The 16,781-nt window shown below is 72.7% G+C and carries 18 protein-coding genes; 6 read left to right on the top strand and 12 right to left on the bottom strand.

The features are described 5' to 3' along the window. Positions 1–127 precede the first annotated feature (127 nt). Together ACZ6RC_RS32655 and ACZ6RC_RS32650 are read right to left on the bottom strand one after the other, a co-directional pair. Entirely contained in the window at positions 128–1,273 is a 1,146-nt protein-coding gene (locus ACZ6RC_RS32655; RefSeq protein ID WP_469590319.1) for an RNA polymerase sigma factor, read from the bottom strand. 22 nt (positions 1,274–1,295) lie between these two features. Next, positions 1,296–1,703, bottom strand: coding sequence for a YciI family protein (locus ACZ6RC_RS32650; protein ID WP_391132867.1), 408 nt, complete (start codon positions 1,701–1,703; stop codon positions 1,296–1,298). A gap of 189 nt (positions 1,704–1,892) precedes the next feature. Between ACZ6RC_RS32650 and ACZ6RC_RS32645 the strand changes: the two genes are divergently transcribed. Further along, a complete protein-coding gene (locus ACZ6RC_RS32645; protein ID WP_391132864.1) occupies positions 1,893–2,285 on the top strand; it encodes an SHOCT domain-containing protein in 393 nt (130 codons plus the stop codon). Positions 2,286–2,358: 73 nt separating this feature from the next. Continuing rightward, positions 2,359–4,254 (top strand): glycoside hydrolase family 15 protein, encoded by a 1,896-nt coding sequence (locus ACZ6RC_RS32640; RefSeq protein ID WP_469590284.1) that lies wholly within the window; start codon positions 2,359–2,361, stop codon positions 4,252–4,254. Here ACZ6RC_RS32640 and ACZ6RC_RS32635 read toward each other — a convergent pair. Continuing rightward, positions 4,251–5,672 (bottom strand): MFS transporter, encoded by a 1,422-nt coding sequence (locus ACZ6RC_RS32635; RefSeq protein ID WP_469590281.1) that lies wholly within the window; start codon positions 5,670–5,672, stop codon positions 4,251–4,253. The two genes, ACZ6RC_RS32640 and ACZ6RC_RS32635, sit on opposite strands and share 4 nt — an antisense overlap. Before the next feature lie 236 nt (positions 5,673–5,908). Here ACZ6RC_RS32635 and ACZ6RC_RS32630 point away from each other — a divergent pair, with 236 nt between their 5' ends. Then, positions 5,909–6,394: a hypothetical protein gene (locus ACZ6RC_RS32630; RefSeq protein WP_469590279.1), complete on the top strand. Its 486-nt coding sequence runs from the start codon at positions 5,909–5,911 to the stop codon at positions 6,392–6,394. A gap of 50 nt (positions 6,395–6,444) precedes the next feature. Here the strand turns inward: ACZ6RC_RS32630 and ACZ6RC_RS32625 are convergent, their stop codons facing one another. Beyond that, positions 6,445–7,164: an adenosylcobinamide amidohydrolase gene (locus tag ACZ6RC_RS32625; RefSeq protein ID WP_469590276.1), complete on the bottom strand. Its 720-nt coding sequence runs from the start codon at positions 7,162–7,164 to the stop codon at positions 6,445–6,447. A 93-nt stretch (positions 7,165–7,257) separates the two neighbouring features. Here ACZ6RC_RS32625 and ACZ6RC_RS32620 point away from each other — a divergent pair, with 93 nt between their 5' ends. Continuing rightward, complete coding sequence (locus tag ACZ6RC_RS32620) at positions 7,258–7,887, top strand: GOLPH3/VPS74 family protein (protein WP_469590275.1); 630 nt, start codon at positions 7,258–7,260, stop codon at positions 7,885–7,887. Positions 7,888–7,942: 55 nt separating this feature from the next. Here ACZ6RC_RS32620 and ACZ6RC_RS32615 read toward each other — a convergent pair whose 3' ends face one another. The 6 genes from ACZ6RC_RS32615 to ACZ6RC_RS32590 form a co-directional block, all read right to left on the bottom strand. After that, positions 7,943–8,239, bottom strand: a complete 297-nt coding sequence (locus tag ACZ6RC_RS32615) for a YkvA family protein (RefSeq protein ID WP_391132845.1) — start codon at positions 8,237–8,239, stop codon at positions 7,943–7,945. Positions 8,240–8,374: 135 nt separating this feature from the next. Next, positions 8,375–8,911, bottom strand: coding sequence for a transglycosylase SLT domain-containing protein (locus tag ACZ6RC_RS32610; RefSeq protein ID WP_469590273.1), 537 nt, complete (start codon positions 8,909–8,911; stop codon positions 8,375–8,377). Positions 8,912–9,427: 516 nt separating this feature from the next. After that, the gene (locus ACZ6RC_RS32605; protein ID WP_469590269.1) at positions 9,428–10,648 is read right to left on the bottom strand and encodes a phospholipase D-like domain-containing protein; all 1,221 of its coding nucleotides are present in this window, start codon (positions 10,646–10,648) and stop codon (positions 9,428–9,430) included. Positions 10,649–10,772: 124 nt separating this feature from the next. Further along, positions 10,773–11,309, bottom strand: a complete 537-nt coding sequence (locus ACZ6RC_RS32600; protein ID WP_469590267.1) for an NUDIX hydrolase family protein — start codon at positions 11,307–11,309, stop codon at positions 10,773–10,775. A 131-nt stretch (positions 11,310–11,440) separates the two neighbouring features. After that, a complete protein-coding gene (locus ACZ6RC_RS32595; RefSeq protein WP_469590264.1) occupies positions 11,441–12,673 on the bottom strand; it encodes a serine/threonine-protein kinase in 1,233 nt (410 codons plus the stop codon). Between the two features lie 234 nt (positions 12,674–12,907). After that, a complete protein-coding gene (locus tag ACZ6RC_RS32590) occupies positions 12,908–13,261 on the bottom strand; it encodes a phage holin family protein (RefSeq protein WP_391132831.1) in 354 nt (117 codons plus the stop codon). A gap of 202 nt (positions 13,262–13,463) precedes the next feature. Here ACZ6RC_RS32590 and ACZ6RC_RS32585 point away from each other — a divergent pair, with 202 nt between their 5' ends. After that, on the top strand, positions 13,464–13,991 hold the full coding sequence (locus tag ACZ6RC_RS32585) for a GNAT family N-acetyltransferase (RefSeq protein ID WP_469590260.1): 528 nt from the start codon (positions 13,464–13,466) through the stop codon (positions 13,989–13,991). A 72-nt stretch (positions 13,992–14,063) separates the two neighbouring features. On the opposite strand, the gene ACZ6RC_RS32580 is transcribed toward ACZ6RC_RS32585, so the two are convergent. Together ACZ6RC_RS32580 and ACZ6RC_RS32575 are read right to left on the bottom strand one after the other, a co-directional pair. Further along, positions 14,064–14,444: a DUF6221 family protein gene (locus tag ACZ6RC_RS32580; protein ID WP_469590257.1), complete on the bottom strand. Its 381-nt coding sequence runs from the start codon at positions 14,442–14,444 to the stop codon at positions 14,064–14,066. Between the two features lie 88 nt (positions 14,445–14,532). Continuing rightward, positions 14,533–15,504: a TetR/AcrR family transcriptional regulator C-terminal domain-containing protein gene (locus tag ACZ6RC_RS32575; protein WP_469590255.1), complete on the bottom strand. Its 972-nt coding sequence runs from the start codon at positions 15,502–15,504 to the stop codon at positions 14,533–14,535. 166 nt (positions 15,505–15,670) lie between these two features. Here ACZ6RC_RS32575 and ACZ6RC_RS32570 point away from each other — a divergent pair, with 166 nt between their 5' ends. Then, positions 15,671–16,780: an FAD-dependent monooxygenase gene (locus ACZ6RC_RS32570; RefSeq protein ID WP_469590252.1), complete on the top strand. Its 1,110-nt coding sequence runs from the start codon at positions 15,671–15,673 to the stop codon at positions 16,778–16,780. Position 16,781: the final 1 nt, after the last annotated feature.

Genomic DNA, 16,781 nt, shown 5'->3' with positions numbered 1-16,781 from the left:
CGGGGGAGCGCTGCCCGGAAGCCGCGGACACCCCCTCAGCCCCCACCGCCTGAGCCCGCGGCCCGGCCTATTCGCATACCGAGGACGACCGGGGGGCCTCGCCCCGTAGCGGCGGAGGGCACGTCCCTCAGCGGCGCCCCCGCGCGTTGAGGCGGGCCGCCCGGAGCGTCAGATGGTCGCGCTCGGCGAGGCTCGGGGCCTTCAGGGCCGCCTCGGCGTACAGGCGCGCCGCCGTCGCCGTGTCACCGTCCCGCTCGTGGAGGTACGCCGCCACGGCGGTGTACCGCGGCAGCGCCTCGTCGAGCCCGGCGAGCGCGGCGAGACCGGCCCGCGGTCCGTCGGCCTCCCCGACGGCCACCGCGCGGTTGAGCCGGACGACCGGGCTGTCCGTCAGGCGCGCCAGCTCGTCGTACCACTCGACGATCTGCACCCAGTCGGTCTCCTCGGCGGTGGGCGCGTCGGCGTGCAGCGCCGCGATGGCGGCCTGCGCCTGGAACTCCCCCAGCCGGTCGCGGGCGAGGGCCGCCTGCAGGATCCCGACACCCTCGGCGATCGACGCGGTGTCCCACCGGCCGCGGTCCTGCTCCGCGAGCGGCACCAGGCTCCCGTCGGGGGCGGTCCGCCCGGCACGCCGGGCGTGGTGGAGCAGCATCAGGGCCAGCAACCCCGCCACCTCGGGGTGGTCGATCGAAGCCGCGAGCTGCCGGGTGAGCCGGATGGCCTCGGCGGCGAGGTCGACATCCCCCGCGTAGCCCTCGTTGAAGACCAGGTAGAGCACCCGCAGCACCGTCGCCACATCGCCCGGCCGGTCGAACCGCACGCCGGAGACGGTGCGCTTGGCCCGGCTGATGCGCTGCGCCATGGTCGCCTCGGGCACCAGATAGGCCCGGGCGATCTGGCGGGTGGTCAGGCCGCCGACGGCGCGCAGCGTCAGCGCGACCGCCGACGAGGGCGTCAGCGACGGGTGGGCGCACAGGAAGTAGAGCCGGAGCGTGTCGTCCACGGAGCCCGCCGGCCCGGGCGCCGGCTCCTCGTCCACCAGGTCCTCGCGGCGGCGGCGTGCGGCGTCCGACCGGGCCGCGTCCAGGAACTTCCGCCAGGCCGCGGTGACGAGCCAGCCCTTCGGGTCCCGCGGCGGATCGGCCGGCCAGACACGGACCGCCTCGACCAGCGCGTCCTGGACGGCGTCCTCGGCCGCCGCGAAGTCGGCTCCGCGGCGGACGAGGATCCCGAGGACGCCCGGGGTGAGGCTCCGGAGCAGCGCCTCGTTCATCGAAGAGGTCACCGTCGGTCGCTCAGTCCTCGATGGTGGGCGGCGCCGACAGGAACGGACGCAGCTCCAGCCACTCGTGGATCGGCTTCCCGCCGGCCCCCGGCGCCGCGGACAGCTCCCCGGCCAGCTCGACCGCCCGCTCGTAGCTGTCGACGTCGATCACCATCCAGCCGGCGATGAGGTCCTTGGTCTCGGCGAACGGGCCGTCGGTGACCGGCGGCCGCCCTTCACCGTCGTACCGTACGAACGTCCCCTCGGGCGCCAGCGCCTGCCCGTCGACGAACTCGCCCGTCTCCTCCAGACGGGTGGCGAAGTCCCGCATGTACTGCACGTGCGCCGAGACCTCCTCCGGCGTCCACCGGTCCATGGGAACGTCGTTCACCGCGGCCGGAGCGCCGCGGTAGTGCTTGAGCAGCAGGTACTTCGCCATGATCGTTCTCCTCGGTCCTGATGCGAGCCCTTGTGGCCGCCTTCACCTCGGGGACGGAGCCGGTCACCGGTTCTCGACATCACCCGGGAATCTTCTTCGGCGACCTCGTCGTACCCCGCTGGCATGCGGCCTTCCGGGACCGACTGTATGAATGGGGGAGGGGGACGGCATCCATGATCGGAGCGAAGCATGGACGACTACCCCCTCCTCAACCTGTTCTGGACGATGCTGTGGCTCTTCCTGTGGGTCATGTGGTTCTTCCTGCTGTTCAAGGTGGTCACCGACATCTTCCGTGACCACAGCCTCAGCGGCTGGGCCAAGGCCGGGTGGCTCGTCCTCGTGCTCGTCCTCCCCTACCTCGGCGTCTTCGTGTACCTCGTCGCGCGCGGCAAGAGCATGGGCGAACGGGACGTGAAGCAGGTCAAGGAGAACGAGGAGGCCTTCCGGACGTACGTACGGAAGGCGGCGGGAACGGAGAGCGGGTCGTCGGTGGACGAGCTGGGCAAGCTCTCCGCGCTCCGGGACAAGGGCGACCTCACCCAGGAGGAGTTCGAGCGCGCCAAGGCCAAGCTCCTGGCCTGAACCGGCGGCCCCGCCGCGTCCCCCGGCCCCCCCGGCGAACCGGCCGGGCACCGCTCCTTCCCGTGGAGGGTCGATGCGCCCCTACCCGCCGATCGCCGAGCACGGCCTCATCGGCGACCTCCAGACCTGCGCCCTCGTCTCGTCCGAGGGCGTCCTCGACTGGTTCTGCACGCCCCGCTTCGACTCGCCCAGCATCTTCGCCGCCCTCCTGGACGCCGAACGGGGCGGCCACTTCGCCATCACCGCGGAGCCGCCCCCGCCGTCCGACGGCACCGGCCCCCTCGCCGGCGGCTCGCCCCCGCACCGCCCCGAGGTCGTCACGCGCCAGCTCTACCTGGCCGACACCGCGGTCCTCATCACCCGTTTCCTCACCCCCGAAGGGGTCGGGGAGGTCGTCGACTTCATGCCCGTACGCGAACCGCACACCGCCACCGACCTCCACCGGGTGGTGCGGGTCCTGCGGTGCGTTCGCGGGGCGGTGCGCTTCTCCCTGGAGTGCCGGCCGCGGTTCGACTACGGCCGGGCGCCCCACGGCCTGACCTTCGACGGCGCCGCCGCCCGGTTCGATGGACCGGGCGTCACGGCCCATCTGCAGGCCCTGGGGGCGGTACCCCTGGAGCCCGAGGGCACGGACGTACGGGCGGCCGTCGCCCTGACCGAGGGCGAGCGCGCGGCCGTCGTCCTCACGGTCTGCGACCCGGGCCGGCCCGCCCCGCCGCCCCCGCGCGTCGACGACATGACGGCGGAGTTCGACGCCGTCCGCGCCTTCTGGCACGGCTGGATCGGACGCTGCACCTACCGCGGCCGCTGGCAGCAGATGGTCAACCGCTCCGCGATCACCATCAAACTGATGACGTACGCCCCGACCGGCGCGCCCATCGCCGCCGCCACCATGGCCCTGCCCGAGCGGGAGGGCGGCGAACGGAACTGGGACTACCGCTACACCTGGATCCGTGACGCGTCCCTGTCGGTGCGCGCCATGCGCGACCTCGGCTTCACCCGGGAGGCGAACGCCTTCCGCGGCTGGCTCGCCCGCCGGCTGCGGGACGGCGGCGCCCCGAACGGCGAACCGCTCCAGATCATGTACCGGGTCGACGGTGACCCGCGCCTGACCGAGGAGATCCTCGACCACCTGGCGGGCTGGCGCGGCTCCGCACCCGTCCGCGCGGGCAACGGCGCCGCCGACCAGCTGCAGCTCGACATCTACGGCGAGGCCGTCCACGCCCTCGCCCAGTCCGGGCAGGTCGACGACGTCGTCGGCTACGACGACTGGCGGCGCGGCGCCGCCCTGCTGGACTGGCTCTGCGCACACTGGGACCGCCCCGACGAGGGCATCTGGGAGACCCGCGGGGGAGCGAAGAACTTCACGTACAGCCGCGTCATGTGCTGGGTCGCGCTCGACCACGGCATCCGCCAGGCCACGGCCACCGCCCGCCCCGGCGACATCGCCCGCTGGACCGCCGCACGGGACGCCATCCTGGAGCAGGTCATGACCCGCGGCTGGAGCGAGGAGCGCCGGGCGTTCGTCCAGGAGTACGACAGCACCGTGCTGGACGCATCGCTGCTGCTGATGCCGTTGGTCGGCTTCATCACCCCCACCGACCCGCGCTGGCTGTCCACCCTCGACGCGATGGACGCCGACCTCGTCACCGACAGCCTCGTCCACCGCTACGACCCGAAGACCTCCCCCGACGGACTCGCCGGATCCGAGGGCACCTTCTCCCTCTGCACCTTCCTGTACGTCTACGCCCTCGCCAGGGCCGGCCGCCCCGAGATGGCCCGCTACGTCTTCGACAACATGCTCACCTACGCCAACCACGTGGGCCTGTTCGCCGAGGAGATCGGCCTCACCGGCGAACAACTCGGGAACTTCCCCCAGGCCTTCACCCACCTGGCGCTCATCACCGCCGCCCTCGCCCTGGACACGGCCCTCGACACCGCGCGCGACCTGCCCTCGGATACCTCTTAGGTCTTGCGGACGCCGGGCTCGTCCGCCCGCATCGAGAGGGGCGGAACCACTCCGAGCGCCACGAGCCGGTGGCGTACGACCATGACGATGACCGCCGCGGCGAAGATGACCACTCCGCCGAGGCGGAGGACCGCGTCGTACGCGTCCTCGGCCGGGTGCTGCGGGGTGAGCGCCGAGATCGCCGCCGCCGTCCCGGCCAGGGCGATCGCGCCCAGCGTGACCAGGAACGTCAGCAGCACCCCCGACGCCTCCCCGGCCCTCGCCGGGGCGACGACCTGCTGGGTCGCCACGCTGGAGTAGGTCCAGCCGAGCCCCAGGCCCAGACCGCACCACGCGAACACCGGCACGTACAGCCACCACACCGACACCAGCGTCAGGGTGAACATCCCCGTGCCCGCGATCGCCCCGGCCAGCGCCATCACCGCCGTCGGCCGCATGCGCCGGCCGAGCCGCGCGCCCAGCGGTCCGCTCAGCGCCACCAGCACCGCCGGAGCCAGGAACACCGTGCCCGCCACGATCGGCGAGAGGCCGCGCACGCCCTGGAGGTAGAGCGTGGCCAGGAAGACGGTCACGCCGTACCCCATGTTCGCGACCGAACCCATCCCCGTCACCAGGACGTACGGCACGTTGCGGAACAGCCGCAGGTCGATCAGCGGATGCCGGATCCGCCGTTCCCGCACCAGGAACAGCCCGCCGGTCACCACGGCCACCGCGCACGCCCCCAGGGTCCGGGCGCTGGTCCAGCCCCAGGCGTCCGCCCGCTCCACGGCCAGGGTGAGGGTGGCCAGCGCGCACACGACCAGCCCACAGCCGACGAGGTCGAGCGCGCGCGGCGCCGACATGTCGCGCGAGTCGGGGACGTACACCAGGGCGATGAGCAGCGCGAGCAGGCCCAACGGGGCCATCAGCCAGAAGATCCAGCGCCACCCCGGGCCCTCGGCGAACCCTCCGCCCACGAAGGGACCGAGCGCCGTCCCGATGTTGGCGACGCCGAACACGGCGCCCAGGGCCCGGGCACGGGTCTCGTCGGGAAACAGGTTGGTGATCACCGACACGGACACCGGGAAGACGAACGCCGCCCCGATCCCCTGCAGCACACGGGCCCCGACCAGCAGACCGAGGCCGGGAGCCAGCGCGCAGCCCACCGACCCGGCCGTGAACAGGGCGATCCCGGCCAGCAGGGTGCCGCGTCGCCCGAAGACGTCCCCCACCCGGCCGCCGACGATGAAGAAGCAGCCGATGGCGAGCATGTACGCGGACAGGGTCCACTGCGCCGTCGAAGCCGAGACGTCGAGCTCCGCCGCGATGCCGGGGATGGCGAGGTTGAGGGCGAAGAAGTCCAGCTGGATGCAGAACAGGGCGACGGCGACCGCGACGAAGGCGCCCTTCCGTGCCGCCGCCGGAGACTGAGCGCGCATGCGGGGTTTCCTCCCAGGCGACGCCGTGACCCACGGCGGAAGGCCGTCCGTTCCTCACCCCATTCTGGAGCCGCGGACGCGGGCCCGCAGGCCGGGCCCGGGGCGCGGATGTGCGCGGGAACGGGGCCACGGAGGGACCTCCGACGTTACGATCGGGCCGCTCCCTCCGCGCCGGAAGAGAGCGCGGAGGCTGGGGGCCGGCGGCCGCGGGGCCGCGGAATCGGTGGGGGGACGGCATGGCGTTGAACGAGCACTACGCCCTGGGCATCGGGTGCCGGATGGGCGTCGACGGCGGGCTCGGCGGGCCCATGGTGAAGTGGAGCGTGGCCTCCCTGTCGGCACCGGAGCTGCGCCGGCCGGGCAGCGGCGAGACGGACGTCGCGTTCTCCTGCCCGCGTTGCTCGAAACCGTTCACGGTCAAGGTCGAGAGCGAGAGCAAGGCGCGCGTCAAGCGCCGGATCTATCTCGTCCTCGGCTGGACGCTCCTTCTCTCGCTGCTGGTCACCCTGCCCCTCCTCTTCCACTTCGGAGGGCAGACCCGGGAGGAGTCCGACACCTCGACCAACCCCGTCGGTGTCCTCTTCGCCCTGAGCGCCGTGGGCTTCGTCGCCGGGCTCACCTTCCGGTCCCTCGGCGCCCGCTACGAAGGCGTCAAGAAGTTCCGCCTCGTCCGTCCGGACGGTACGAAGACCGCGTGGGTGCAGGGACACCGCATGTTCTGACGCTGACCGCTGACCGCTGACCGCTGACGCGGCGGCTCGCGCGCCCGCCGTCAGCCGTCGACGGCCCTGCCGGCTCCGCGCAGGTGGTTCTCCGCCTTCAGGCAGGCCTGGTACGCGGCCTCGTGCACGGCCCGGGCCAGGCGTGCGCCCCACACCGAACGGGGACCGGCGAACGACTCCGCCGGACGGCCGGCGGAGGGTTCCCGCGCGGCGACGCACACCGCGTCGGTCGGCGTCCCGGAGGCGTCCACCCCGGCGTCGCGCAACGCCTGCACCTTGGCTTCGGTGGCGGTGGCGACGGCGTTCACCAAGGCCGCGTCGGAGAAGGCGACGGGCACGGACACGACGATGTTGATCGTCCCCGCCGCCCGCGGGCCCGGCAGCCCCGGAGCGGGACCGGCCGCCCACCCCCGTACCCCGAGACCCGCCGTCACCACGGCGTGGACGCCGCCGTCCGACGCGCTGCCGTGGTCGGCGACCGAGGCGGCCGTCATCAGTCCCACGCCCGGCCCCGACGCGCCGGCCCGCGCCGCGAGTCCGGCGAGGTGGGCGTCCGGGTCCATCCGCCGGTATCCGTGGGGGACCTGCGCGTTCAGCACCCAGCGCCGCTCCCCGATGCCTCCGCCGAGCGGCGCGCTGGAGACCATGCGCCGACCCTCACCCGGCACCCACAGCAGCATCGGCCACTCCTGGCCGTCCTCCACGCGCGACAGCAGCGGGAGACGGTCGAGGACGGCCGGGTCAGGGGAGACATGGAGCGCGGAGGACATGGCCGCACCCTAACCCGCGGGCAGGGCGGAACCGTCGGCCGGTAACCGTCGTCTGTCCGGGAAAGCGATCAAGAAACGATGCGGGGGAGTGGGATGGCGATCACGCTGGCCGAGGAGGTCGTACTGCTGTCTCTGGACGACGAGTCCGGAGCGGTACGACAGCGCCAGACCGTCGCGTACGCGGTGGCGGCGGGGATCCTGCTCGAACTCGTTCTGGCCGACAGGGCGTCCGTCGCCGGCAAGCACGTCGAGCTGACGGATCCGGCGCCGACCGGGGACCGGCTGCTCGACGGCCGGATCGCGCTGCTGGAGGCGTGGCTCGGCGGGCGCGGGCGGCGACGCGTGGCGGACTGGCTGACGAAGGACCAGAACAAGGCCCTGGGCGCGGCCCTGGAGAGTCTGTGCGCGCGCGGCGTGGTCGTCGAGGAGCGGCGCAAGGCGCTCGGCGTCTTCCCCGTTCGCCGCTACCCCGAGGCGGACGGCGCCGTCGAGGCCGAGCTGCGCGAGCGGCTCCGCGCCGTCGTGCGCGAGGGCGCCGCGCCGGACGTACGGACCGCGGGCCTCGTCGCGCTGCTCCACGGCGCCAAGGCGCACCGCCTGGCCTTCCCCGACGCCCCGCGCCGCCAGGTGACCGAGAGGATGGAGGAGGTGGCCGCCGGGCACTGGGCGGCCGAGAGCCTGCGCACCGCCATCCGCAACATGCAGGCGGCCGCCACCGTATGACGGCGACTCCCGCGGCTGTCACGGCCGGGCGTGGGGCGGCGGGGCCTCGCAGGGGTCAGCCGGGCAGCCGCTTGGCGTCCGCCCCGCTCCGGGCCGCCGCCGAGTGCAGTGCCCTGAGGGCCACCAGCAGGACGCCGATGTCGTCCAGGTAGACCGGATCGGGGATCAGGTCGACCGGCGACACCGTGTAGATCACGGCCGTCCAGAACAGGGCCTTGGACTGCAGGGGGACACCGGCGTCCCGCAGCAACTTGCGGGCCCGGAAGACCCGTACGAGCAGCACGGCCGCGCAACCCGCCAGCGCGAGGGCGAGAACCACGGCGGCCACGAGGAGCCAGGAGGAGCTGTCCATGGCGCTCTTCTACCCTTCCTCGCTCCGTCGGCACCGGGCCGGTCGCGCGAGATGTGACGCGGCGCAGGCCCGCCTCGGGGGAGGCGGGCCTGCGCGCGGGGACCTGCGGGGTGCCGTTCGGGCGTCCGCGTCGGATCAGTAGGCGGAGTCGACGTTGTCGATGGAGCCGTACTTGTCCGCCGCGTAGTTGGCGGCCGCGGTGATGTTGGCGACCGGGTCGGTCAGGTCGTTCGGCGTGCCCTCGACGTGGTACGCGTCGAACGTCGGCTGGATGACCTGGAGCAGGCCCTTCGACGGCGTGCCGTTCTGCGCGTTCACGTCCCAGTTGTTCTGGGCCTCCGGGTTGCCGGAGGACTCACGCATGATGTTGCGGTGCAGACCCTCGTAGCTGCCGGGGATGTCCTCGGACTTCATGATGTCCAGGGCTTCCTTGATCCAGCCGTCGAGGTTGTCGGCGTACTGCTTCTTCGCCTTCTTGGCGGGCTTCGCCGCCGGAGCGTCCGCCGCCGACACCGCGGCCGCCGAGACATGCGCCGGAACCGTAGCGGCCTGGGCGGGGGACGGCGCCAGCGTGAGCGCCGCTGCCGCGGCACCTGCGGCGGCGATGCCCGCGACGGAGAGCTTGCGGAATCGGACGATGCGGCGGGTGGTGTTCTGCGTGGTGGCGGTCATACGCGGGTGACTCTCCCTCTTGGGACGACATGGGGATGCCGACCGACGGTGCGGTACGGCGGAAGCGGAGCGATGTCTCCGCGAGGCGGCCGGGCGGTCGAGCGAACACGTTCGGCTCTGCGGCCCGTCACCGGGCTCCCCGGACGACAGCCATGGTTACGGGCGCTCCGAACAGGACGCAAGGATGTGACGTACTACCCGACCGCATAGCAAATGTCGGGAATGCGTCGCCGGAACCCCTCCGTGCGCGGATCCGCCGCCCTCCGACGTACTACCGCGCCTAGGACGTGACGTGGCTCCTATGCGGGGCATCACAATCACGGGCCCGCGCCGGCCCCGGGCGTGACTCACCGGTGGCCTCTTCGCACGCTCCGTGGTCACGTCCGGGCGTGCGGCGGCCGGCCCGATCGGAGCCGCGGGGACGGCGTCGATCGGGCCGGTCAGGACGGTCGCCGAGGGAGCGGAAAGCGGGGAGACCCGGGCGCGACCGCCCCCGGCCTACGAGGCCGCGCCCCCCTACAGGTAGCGGCGGATCGGCTGGACGGCGGCCTCGCGGGCCCGCTGGACAACGGAGCGTTTCTGCCAGCGGCCCGTCCGGACCAGCCGGCTCGCCGCCACGTCCGCGTCGAAGTGCGCGTCCAGGGTGGCGGTGAACTCCTCGTCCAGCACGGCGAGCATGACCTCCTCGTCATGGTCGAGGGAGCGGCGGTTGAAGTTGGTCGACCCCACGAGCGCCGCCGTGCCGTCCACGGTGATGACCTTGGCGTGCATCATCGTGGGCTGGTACTCGTGGATCTTCACGCCGCAGGCCAGCAGATCCTCGTAGTAGTGCTGGCCCGCCAGCTGGCAGACCCGCTTGTCGGTGTACGGCCCGGGCAGCAGGATCTCCACCTCCACCCCGCGCCGCGCGGCCGCGCACAGCAGCTCGATGAAGAGGGCGTCGGGGGAGAAGTAGGCGGTGGCCAGCCGGAAGCGCTCCTCCGCGGACTCGATCACAACCCGGATCAGGGTCTGCATGTCCTGCCACCCGAAACTGGCCGAACCGCGGACCACCTGCACCACCGCGTCGCCCTGCGGCCGGTGGCCGGCGAACCGGTCCCGGTCGTCGAAGAGCTCGTCGTGGCACTCCGCCCAGTTCTGCGCGAAGGCCGCCGCGATGCCGTCCACGGCGGGGCCGCCCACCTTGATGTGGGTGTCGCGCCACTCGCGCGGATTGCGGGCGTCGCCGCACCACTCCTCGGCGATGCCCACCCCGCCGGTGAAGGCCACCTGCTCGTCCACGACGAGGACCTTGCGGTGGCAGCGGTGGTTCTGCTTGAGCGGTGACAGGTACAGCGGCTTGCGGAACCACGCCACCTGCACGCCGGCCCGGCGCATCTCCGTCAGGAGTTCCTTCTCGATCAGCCGGCTGCCGAAGCCGTCCAGCAGCAGCCGCACACGGACTCCGGCCCGGGCCCGCTCCGCCAGCGCGTACGCGAAATCACGGGCGATGTCGCCCTTCCAGTACACGAAGGTCATCATGTCGACCGTGTGCTCGGCGGAGCGGATGCTGTCCAGCATGGCCGGGAAGATCTCGTCGCCGTTGCGCAGGGCGACCAGTGAGTTCCCCTCGGTCGCCGCGATGCCGATCAGCCGCTCCAGACGCCGGCGTATGCGCAGCGCGCGCTCGCCGACGGGCCGGCCGCCCGCCGGCGGCGCGTCCACGACCGACTCCGATACGTCCTGTGTGCTGGTCATCGTTTTCCTCCCCGGGCCGACGCGCGGGGACGCGTCAGGCCGTGACCGCTACGGCTGCACTGGCTCGAGTGCACCGGGGACTGTAACCCGAAGCCGCCCGAGGGCAGCAGTCGGGCCGGTCACTTCAGTACGCGTATCCCACATGCGAGAGGGCCTGCTTCAGGAGCACCGCGTGGCCGCCCGGCATCTCGTTCTGCACGGAGGCCGACGCGGCTTCCTGCGGACTGAGCCAGACCAGGTCCAAGGCGTCCTGCCGGGGCCGGCAGTCACCGCTCACCGGCACGATGTAGGCGAGTGACACGGCGTGCTGGCGCGGGTCGTGGAAGGGGGTGGTGCCCGCGGTGGGGAAGTACTCGGCCACCGTGAAGGGCTGGAGGGAGGCGGGGACGCGGGGCAGGGCCACCGGGCCGAGGTCCTTCTCCAGGTGGCGCAGGAGCGCGTGACGGACCCGCTCGTGGTGCAGGACGCGGCCGGACACCAGGGTGCGGCTGATCGTCCCGTCCGGCCCGATCCGCAGGAGCAGGCCGATGCTGGTGACTTCGCCCGTCTCGTCCACGCGTACGGGAACGGCCTCCACGTACAGGATGGGCATCTGGGCCCTGGCCATGGCCAGCTCGTCGCTGGTCAGCCAGCCGGGCGTGGTTTCGGTCGTGTCAGACATCGCCTGATCATACTTTCCTGGACGGCATCCGCCCAGATCACCCGCCTGCTCGCGGGAGGGAAGTTCCGGCAGGTCGGCAGGGCCGTGCTGCCGCGCAGGGGAGGAGCTGCGAGCCTCCGCCGGGCCTCGGGTCAGAGCGCGGAGCGGGGCGCGGACGCGGCGCGGGCCTCGTGCCGATGTCCGGGCGCCTCCGCGGAGGGGGCGGGCTGCGATGCGGTGTTCGCGGTGTTCGCGGTGTCCGGTGCCGCCTGGTGCGGCGCGCGGGACGTCGCGTCCCGCCCCTCCGTGGGCGCCCCGCCGATCGAGCCGCTCAGTGTTACGCCGAGCACGGCCAGCGCCGTACCGGTCGCGAGCAGCGCGCGGCCGGAGCGGAAGGAGGCGGCCGGGGCGGAACGGCGTTTCGGGACCGAGGACTTCCTGTGTGAGCCGGTCGGCCTCTCCGCGTCGCGGGGCGCCGACGGCGCTCCCTTTGGTACCGGGCCCGCCGCCTCGGTCTCACGTACTGGATCCGCCGCTTCCGCCGGTTCTCCCAGGGCCGCCGGCATCGCCTCCAGGGCCCGGAGGCAGGTGTGCGCGTCGGGCCGGTTGGTCTCTTCGGGGTCCGTCATGGCCCGCAACAGCTCGACGAGGTCCGCCGGGAGGTCCTGCGGTATCGCGGGGGGCCGGTGCAGCCGCGCCAGTGCGGCCTCCAAGGGCGCGCCGGGATACTCCAGTTCACCCTTCACGGCCTCGAGGAGCACCAGCCCGAGGCTGTACACGTCCGCCGCCGGCCCCGCGCCCTTGCCGAGCACCTGCTCCGGTGCCATGTAGGCCGCCGTCCCCACCAGGGTGCCGGTCGCGGTGTGGACGGCGGAGGTGTCGACGATCCGGGAGATGCCGAAGTCGGTGAGGTACGGCGTGTCCGCCCGGTCCAGGAGGATGTTCGACGGCTTCACGTCCCGGTGCACGACACCGGCCTCGTGCACGTGGGCGAGCGCCGACGACAGCGCGGCCCCCAGGCGGCAGGACGCGACGGGTGTGAGGGGCGAGGAGGCGAGGCGCCGGCGCAGGGTCGTCCCTTTGACGAGCTGCATCACCAGGTAGGGCCGCCCGTCCTCCTGGCCGGAGTCGTACAGCGTCACCAGGCCGGGGTGCCGCATCCGTGCCAGCAGGCGGCCTTCGCCGACGAACCGCTCCTCCGTCTGGGAGTCGCTGCCGGGGCGGAACACCTTCACCGCGACCGGCCGCCGCAGCCGCAGGTCCAGTCCCTTGTACACGTCGGCCGCACCGCCGCGCCCCACCAGGTCGTCGAGCCGGTAGCGCCCGGCGACCGCGTGCGCCGTGAGCCGGAGCTCCGGCCGTACCGACCACGGGCGGACCTTCATCTCTGCCCCCTGCGTTCCGTTGGCACCTTCCGCTGTCCGCCCGCCGAGGTACGTCATGGCCGGGCCGGTGACCGCACGCCTGCCGGGGGCGGCCGGCGCCGTACGACAGGACCGCGACCCGCCCGTGTGCGAGCACAGCACTACGCGTTCCCCGGAAGCCGTGGAACATCCGTGCGGGCGCGCAGGAAGTCCCGTGGGCGACGGCGCCGCCGCCCCTGACGGACGGTCAGCCGGTCACTGGACCAGCTCGTCGGCCACGTCCTTCACCGAGTCGATGGAGACCGCCAACGCCTCGCGGGACGAGGCCCGGGCGCGCCGCAATCTCTCGTAGCCGTACCCGGCGAACGCCACGGCCCCCACGCCGTACGCCGCGGCCAGCGCCCCTGCGGCGCGGGGCGCCGGCCAGACCCGCTCCAGCGCCCGTATCGCCGACTCCTGGGCGGCCAGCAGAGCCAGCGCGCCGAGCACTCCGCCGGCCCCCAGGGCCACCGATCCCCGACGCCCCTCGGCCACGGCGGTCACCAACTCCGCCTTGACCAGGTCGACGTCCTCACGAACCAATTCGATGACTTCCCGTGACAATGCCATGTCTTCCCGGTACCCCTGACGCGGCGGGACACGCAACGGACATCACGGACCCTCACGGCTCGCCTTGCGGCGGCCGTTCAGGGTCGCACCGGCTGCTGACAATGCGCGCGGGGAGACGTCGGGGCCGCGGCGTCACAAGCCCCCCGCGTCCAGGGGTGCGGCCCTGCCTCGGGTCCGGCGCGGCAGGCCTAGACTCCCCGGTGTGACTGCTCCCGCCCCCGTGATCCGCCCGGCGGTCCCGGCCGACCTGGACGCCGTGGCCGGGATCTACACGCACTACGTCCGCCACACGGTAATCACCTTCGAGGAGATCCCGCCGCCGGTGACCGCCTGGCGCGGGCGGCTGGACGATCTGGCCGAGCGGGGACTGCCGTTCCTGGTCGCCGAACTGTCCGGCGACATCGTGGGCTACGCGTACGCGGCCCCGTGGCGCCCCAAGCCCGCCTACCGGCACACGGTCGAGAACTCGATCTACCTCGCCCCCGGCCGCACCGGCCAAGGCCTGGGCGCGGCCCTCCTGGACGCGTTGCTCGCCGCCGTGGCGGGGACGGATGTACGGCAGATGATCGCCGTCATCGCCGACGCCGGCACCGATGCCTCGATCGCCCTGCACCACCGCTGCGGCTTCACGCGGGCGGGACGGCTGACGGCCGTCGGCTACAAGCACGGCCGCTGGATCGACACCGTACTGCTGCAACGCCCGCTCGGCCCGGCCCCGGCACAGGGCTGAACGGACGGACGACAACGTGCGCCTCGTGGTGTGGTTCGACGACTGAGTGTTGTCCCGTAGGCGATCTCGGCCTCAGGCGCGTCGGGGGTAGTCAGGGTGATCGGCGTAAGGTGACGCGAGGTCGAGCAGGTCGTCGCATGGCCAAGTCTCGCCGTCATACTGGCAGTCGTCGCGGTTGTCCCACGGCAGTTCGGGGTCGCCCGTGGCAGGACTGATCACATGGCGCGAGAGTGCGCGTCGCTTGGCCTCGACCTCCCGCAGGACGCGAGCCGGGTCGTGCAGCGCGACATGCAGGGCGATCGCGGGATGGAAGCCGGAGAGCTCTCCTTGGCAGAAGTCGACTGTGCGCCCGTGAGCGGTCCACTCGCCGCAGCCGTCACCGTCACAGCGTCGGGCCAGGTCAGCCTCCTCGTCCAGCCGTGCGTGGAGGAACATCACAAGGTCATGGCTCATGGGGTCATCCTGGACGATGCGCCAGGCCCAGGCGCCTGATTTCCATGCTGCGGGGCAGAACCCGGCCGGCAGGCCGACAAGGAATGCCTCAGGCGGCAGGCCCCCGGCCTTCGATGAGGGGTGTCAGGCCGTCGAGGAGCGCGGAGAGGCCGAAGTCGAAGAGCGCGTCGAGACGCAGGTCGTAGCCGTCCTCGAAGGCTCCGACGACCTTCGCGAAGGTCGGGAAGCGGCCGGATTCAGCCAGTTCGCGGAGGGCGGGGGCGCGGCTGTCCATCCACTGGTCGTCCGACTGGCCCGTGGCGGCTTCGGCGTGCGCTTCCCTCTCCAGGTGCACCGCCAGGCCCTGGACGTGGCTGTAGATCAGGACGTGGATGTCGAACAGGGTCGTGGGGTCGAGGCCGTGGCCGTCGAGGGCTCCCAGCATCCACTCGCCGTGGACCATCAGCCGGGGGACGAGCAACGGGCGCGAGAGGGAGCCGAGCTGGGCCAGCCACGGGTGCTTCCGGTACAGGCTCCACAGCGTCCGGGCGCCCAGCTCGACGCGGGTACGCCAGTGGTCGGGGACGTCCGCGGGGTAGGACTCCTCGCCGAACGCGGCGTCGGCCATGTGCAGGACGAGGTCGTCCTTGCTCGGGACGTACCGGTAGGTCGACATCGCCGCCACGCCGAGCCGCGCGGCGACGCCGCGCATGGAGAGCGCCGAGAGCCCTTCGGCATCGGCGATCCCGATCGCGGTACGGACGATCCGGTCGAGGCTCAGCTCTTGCTCGGGGGCTTGGGCGGACGACGCGCCTCCGCGACCCGGGGCGGCCGGCGCGGCGAGGGCGGTCTTGGCGACGACCGTGCCGATCCGGGGCCGGGCCTCGACGAGGCCCTCCAGGCGCAGGGTGGTCAGCGCCTTGGTGGCGGTGGCCAGCGCGACGCCCCATTCCGCGGCGATCCGCCGGGTCGAGGGGACCCGGTCCCCGGGGGCGAGTTCCCCGTCCGCGACGCGCCGCCTGATCGCGGCGACGATCTGCAGATAGGGCGGATCACCGGCTGCTCCTGTGGTCTGCGTCACGCGCCTCCGCCTTCCTGTCCTGTACTAGTGCAGAGGCTAGCAGCGCGAAGGCTCGACTCCGGGTGACTGGCCTAGTACAGGCACTGGTTCAAGGCGGTTGAAGCGCCTGCGCGTACGCCGTACGTTCAGTGCGCGTACACCGTAAGAACCTGTGGAGGAGCGTCCTATGCGCACCGTACTCATCTCCGGCGGCGGCATCGCCGGTCCCGTCCTCGCCTACTGGCTCCGCCGTCACGGCTTCGCGCCCACCGTCGTCGAACGGGCTCCGGGCCGGCGCCCCGGGGGTCAGGCCGTCGACATTCGCGGCGTCGCGCTCGACGTCATGGAGCGGATGGGCCTGCTGGACGAGGCGAGCCGCCTACGCACCCGGATGCGCGGCATGTCGATCCTCGACCCCGACGGCCACGAGGTCGACCGCACCACCGAGGCGACCTTCAGCAGCGGCCGGCTCGACAGTGAAGACATCGAGATCCTGCGCGAGGACCTGGTGCGGCTGGTGCACGACCACACCCGCACGGGCATCGAGTACCTCTTCGGCGACAGCATCACCGCGCTCGCGGAGGACGAGACCGGCGTGCACGTCGACTTCGCGCACGGGCCATCCGGCACCTACGACCTCGTGGTCGGGGCCGACGGCCTCCACTCCACCGTACGGCGCCTCGCCTTCGGCCCGGAGGAGCGGTACGCCCACCACCTGGGCAGCTACCTCTCGGTGTTCGGCGCGGACAACTTCCTCGGCCTGGACCACTGGCAGATGTGGCTGCGCGACGGCGACGCCGGCTTCGGCATCATGCCCGTGCGCGACAACACCGAACTCCGGATCGCCTTCGGCTTCGAGTCCGCCCCCCTCGCCCACGACCTCCGCGACACCGCCACCCTCCGGCGGCTCGTCGTCGACAAGCTCGCGTCGATGCGCTGGGAAGGCCCCCGCCTGTCCGAAGCCGCGCGCACGGCGCCCGATTTCTACTGCGACGCCATGGCCCAGATCCGTATGGAGCAGTGGTCCCGTGGTCGCGTCACCCTGCTCGGCGACGCCGGCTACTGCCCTTCCCCGCTCTCGGGCCAGGGCACCAGCCTCGCCCTCGTGGGCGCCCACGTCCTGGCCGACTCCCTCGCCCGGGCCGACGGCGACCACCGATCGGCATACGACCGCTACGAGCGTCGTATGCGCCCCTTCGTCACCCTCAACCAGGCGTTGGCCACCGAGAACCCCGGCGGCCCGGCCTCGGAGGAATCCGTCGCCCGCGCCAAGAACGCGCTCTCCCTGGACGGGTGAC

The sequence above is a fragment of the Streptomyces sp. NPDC048353 genome (assembly GCF_055587165.1).
The sequence above is the reverse complement of the archived record's forward strand: the minus strand, read 5'-3'. Positions and strand labels throughout refer to the sequence as shown.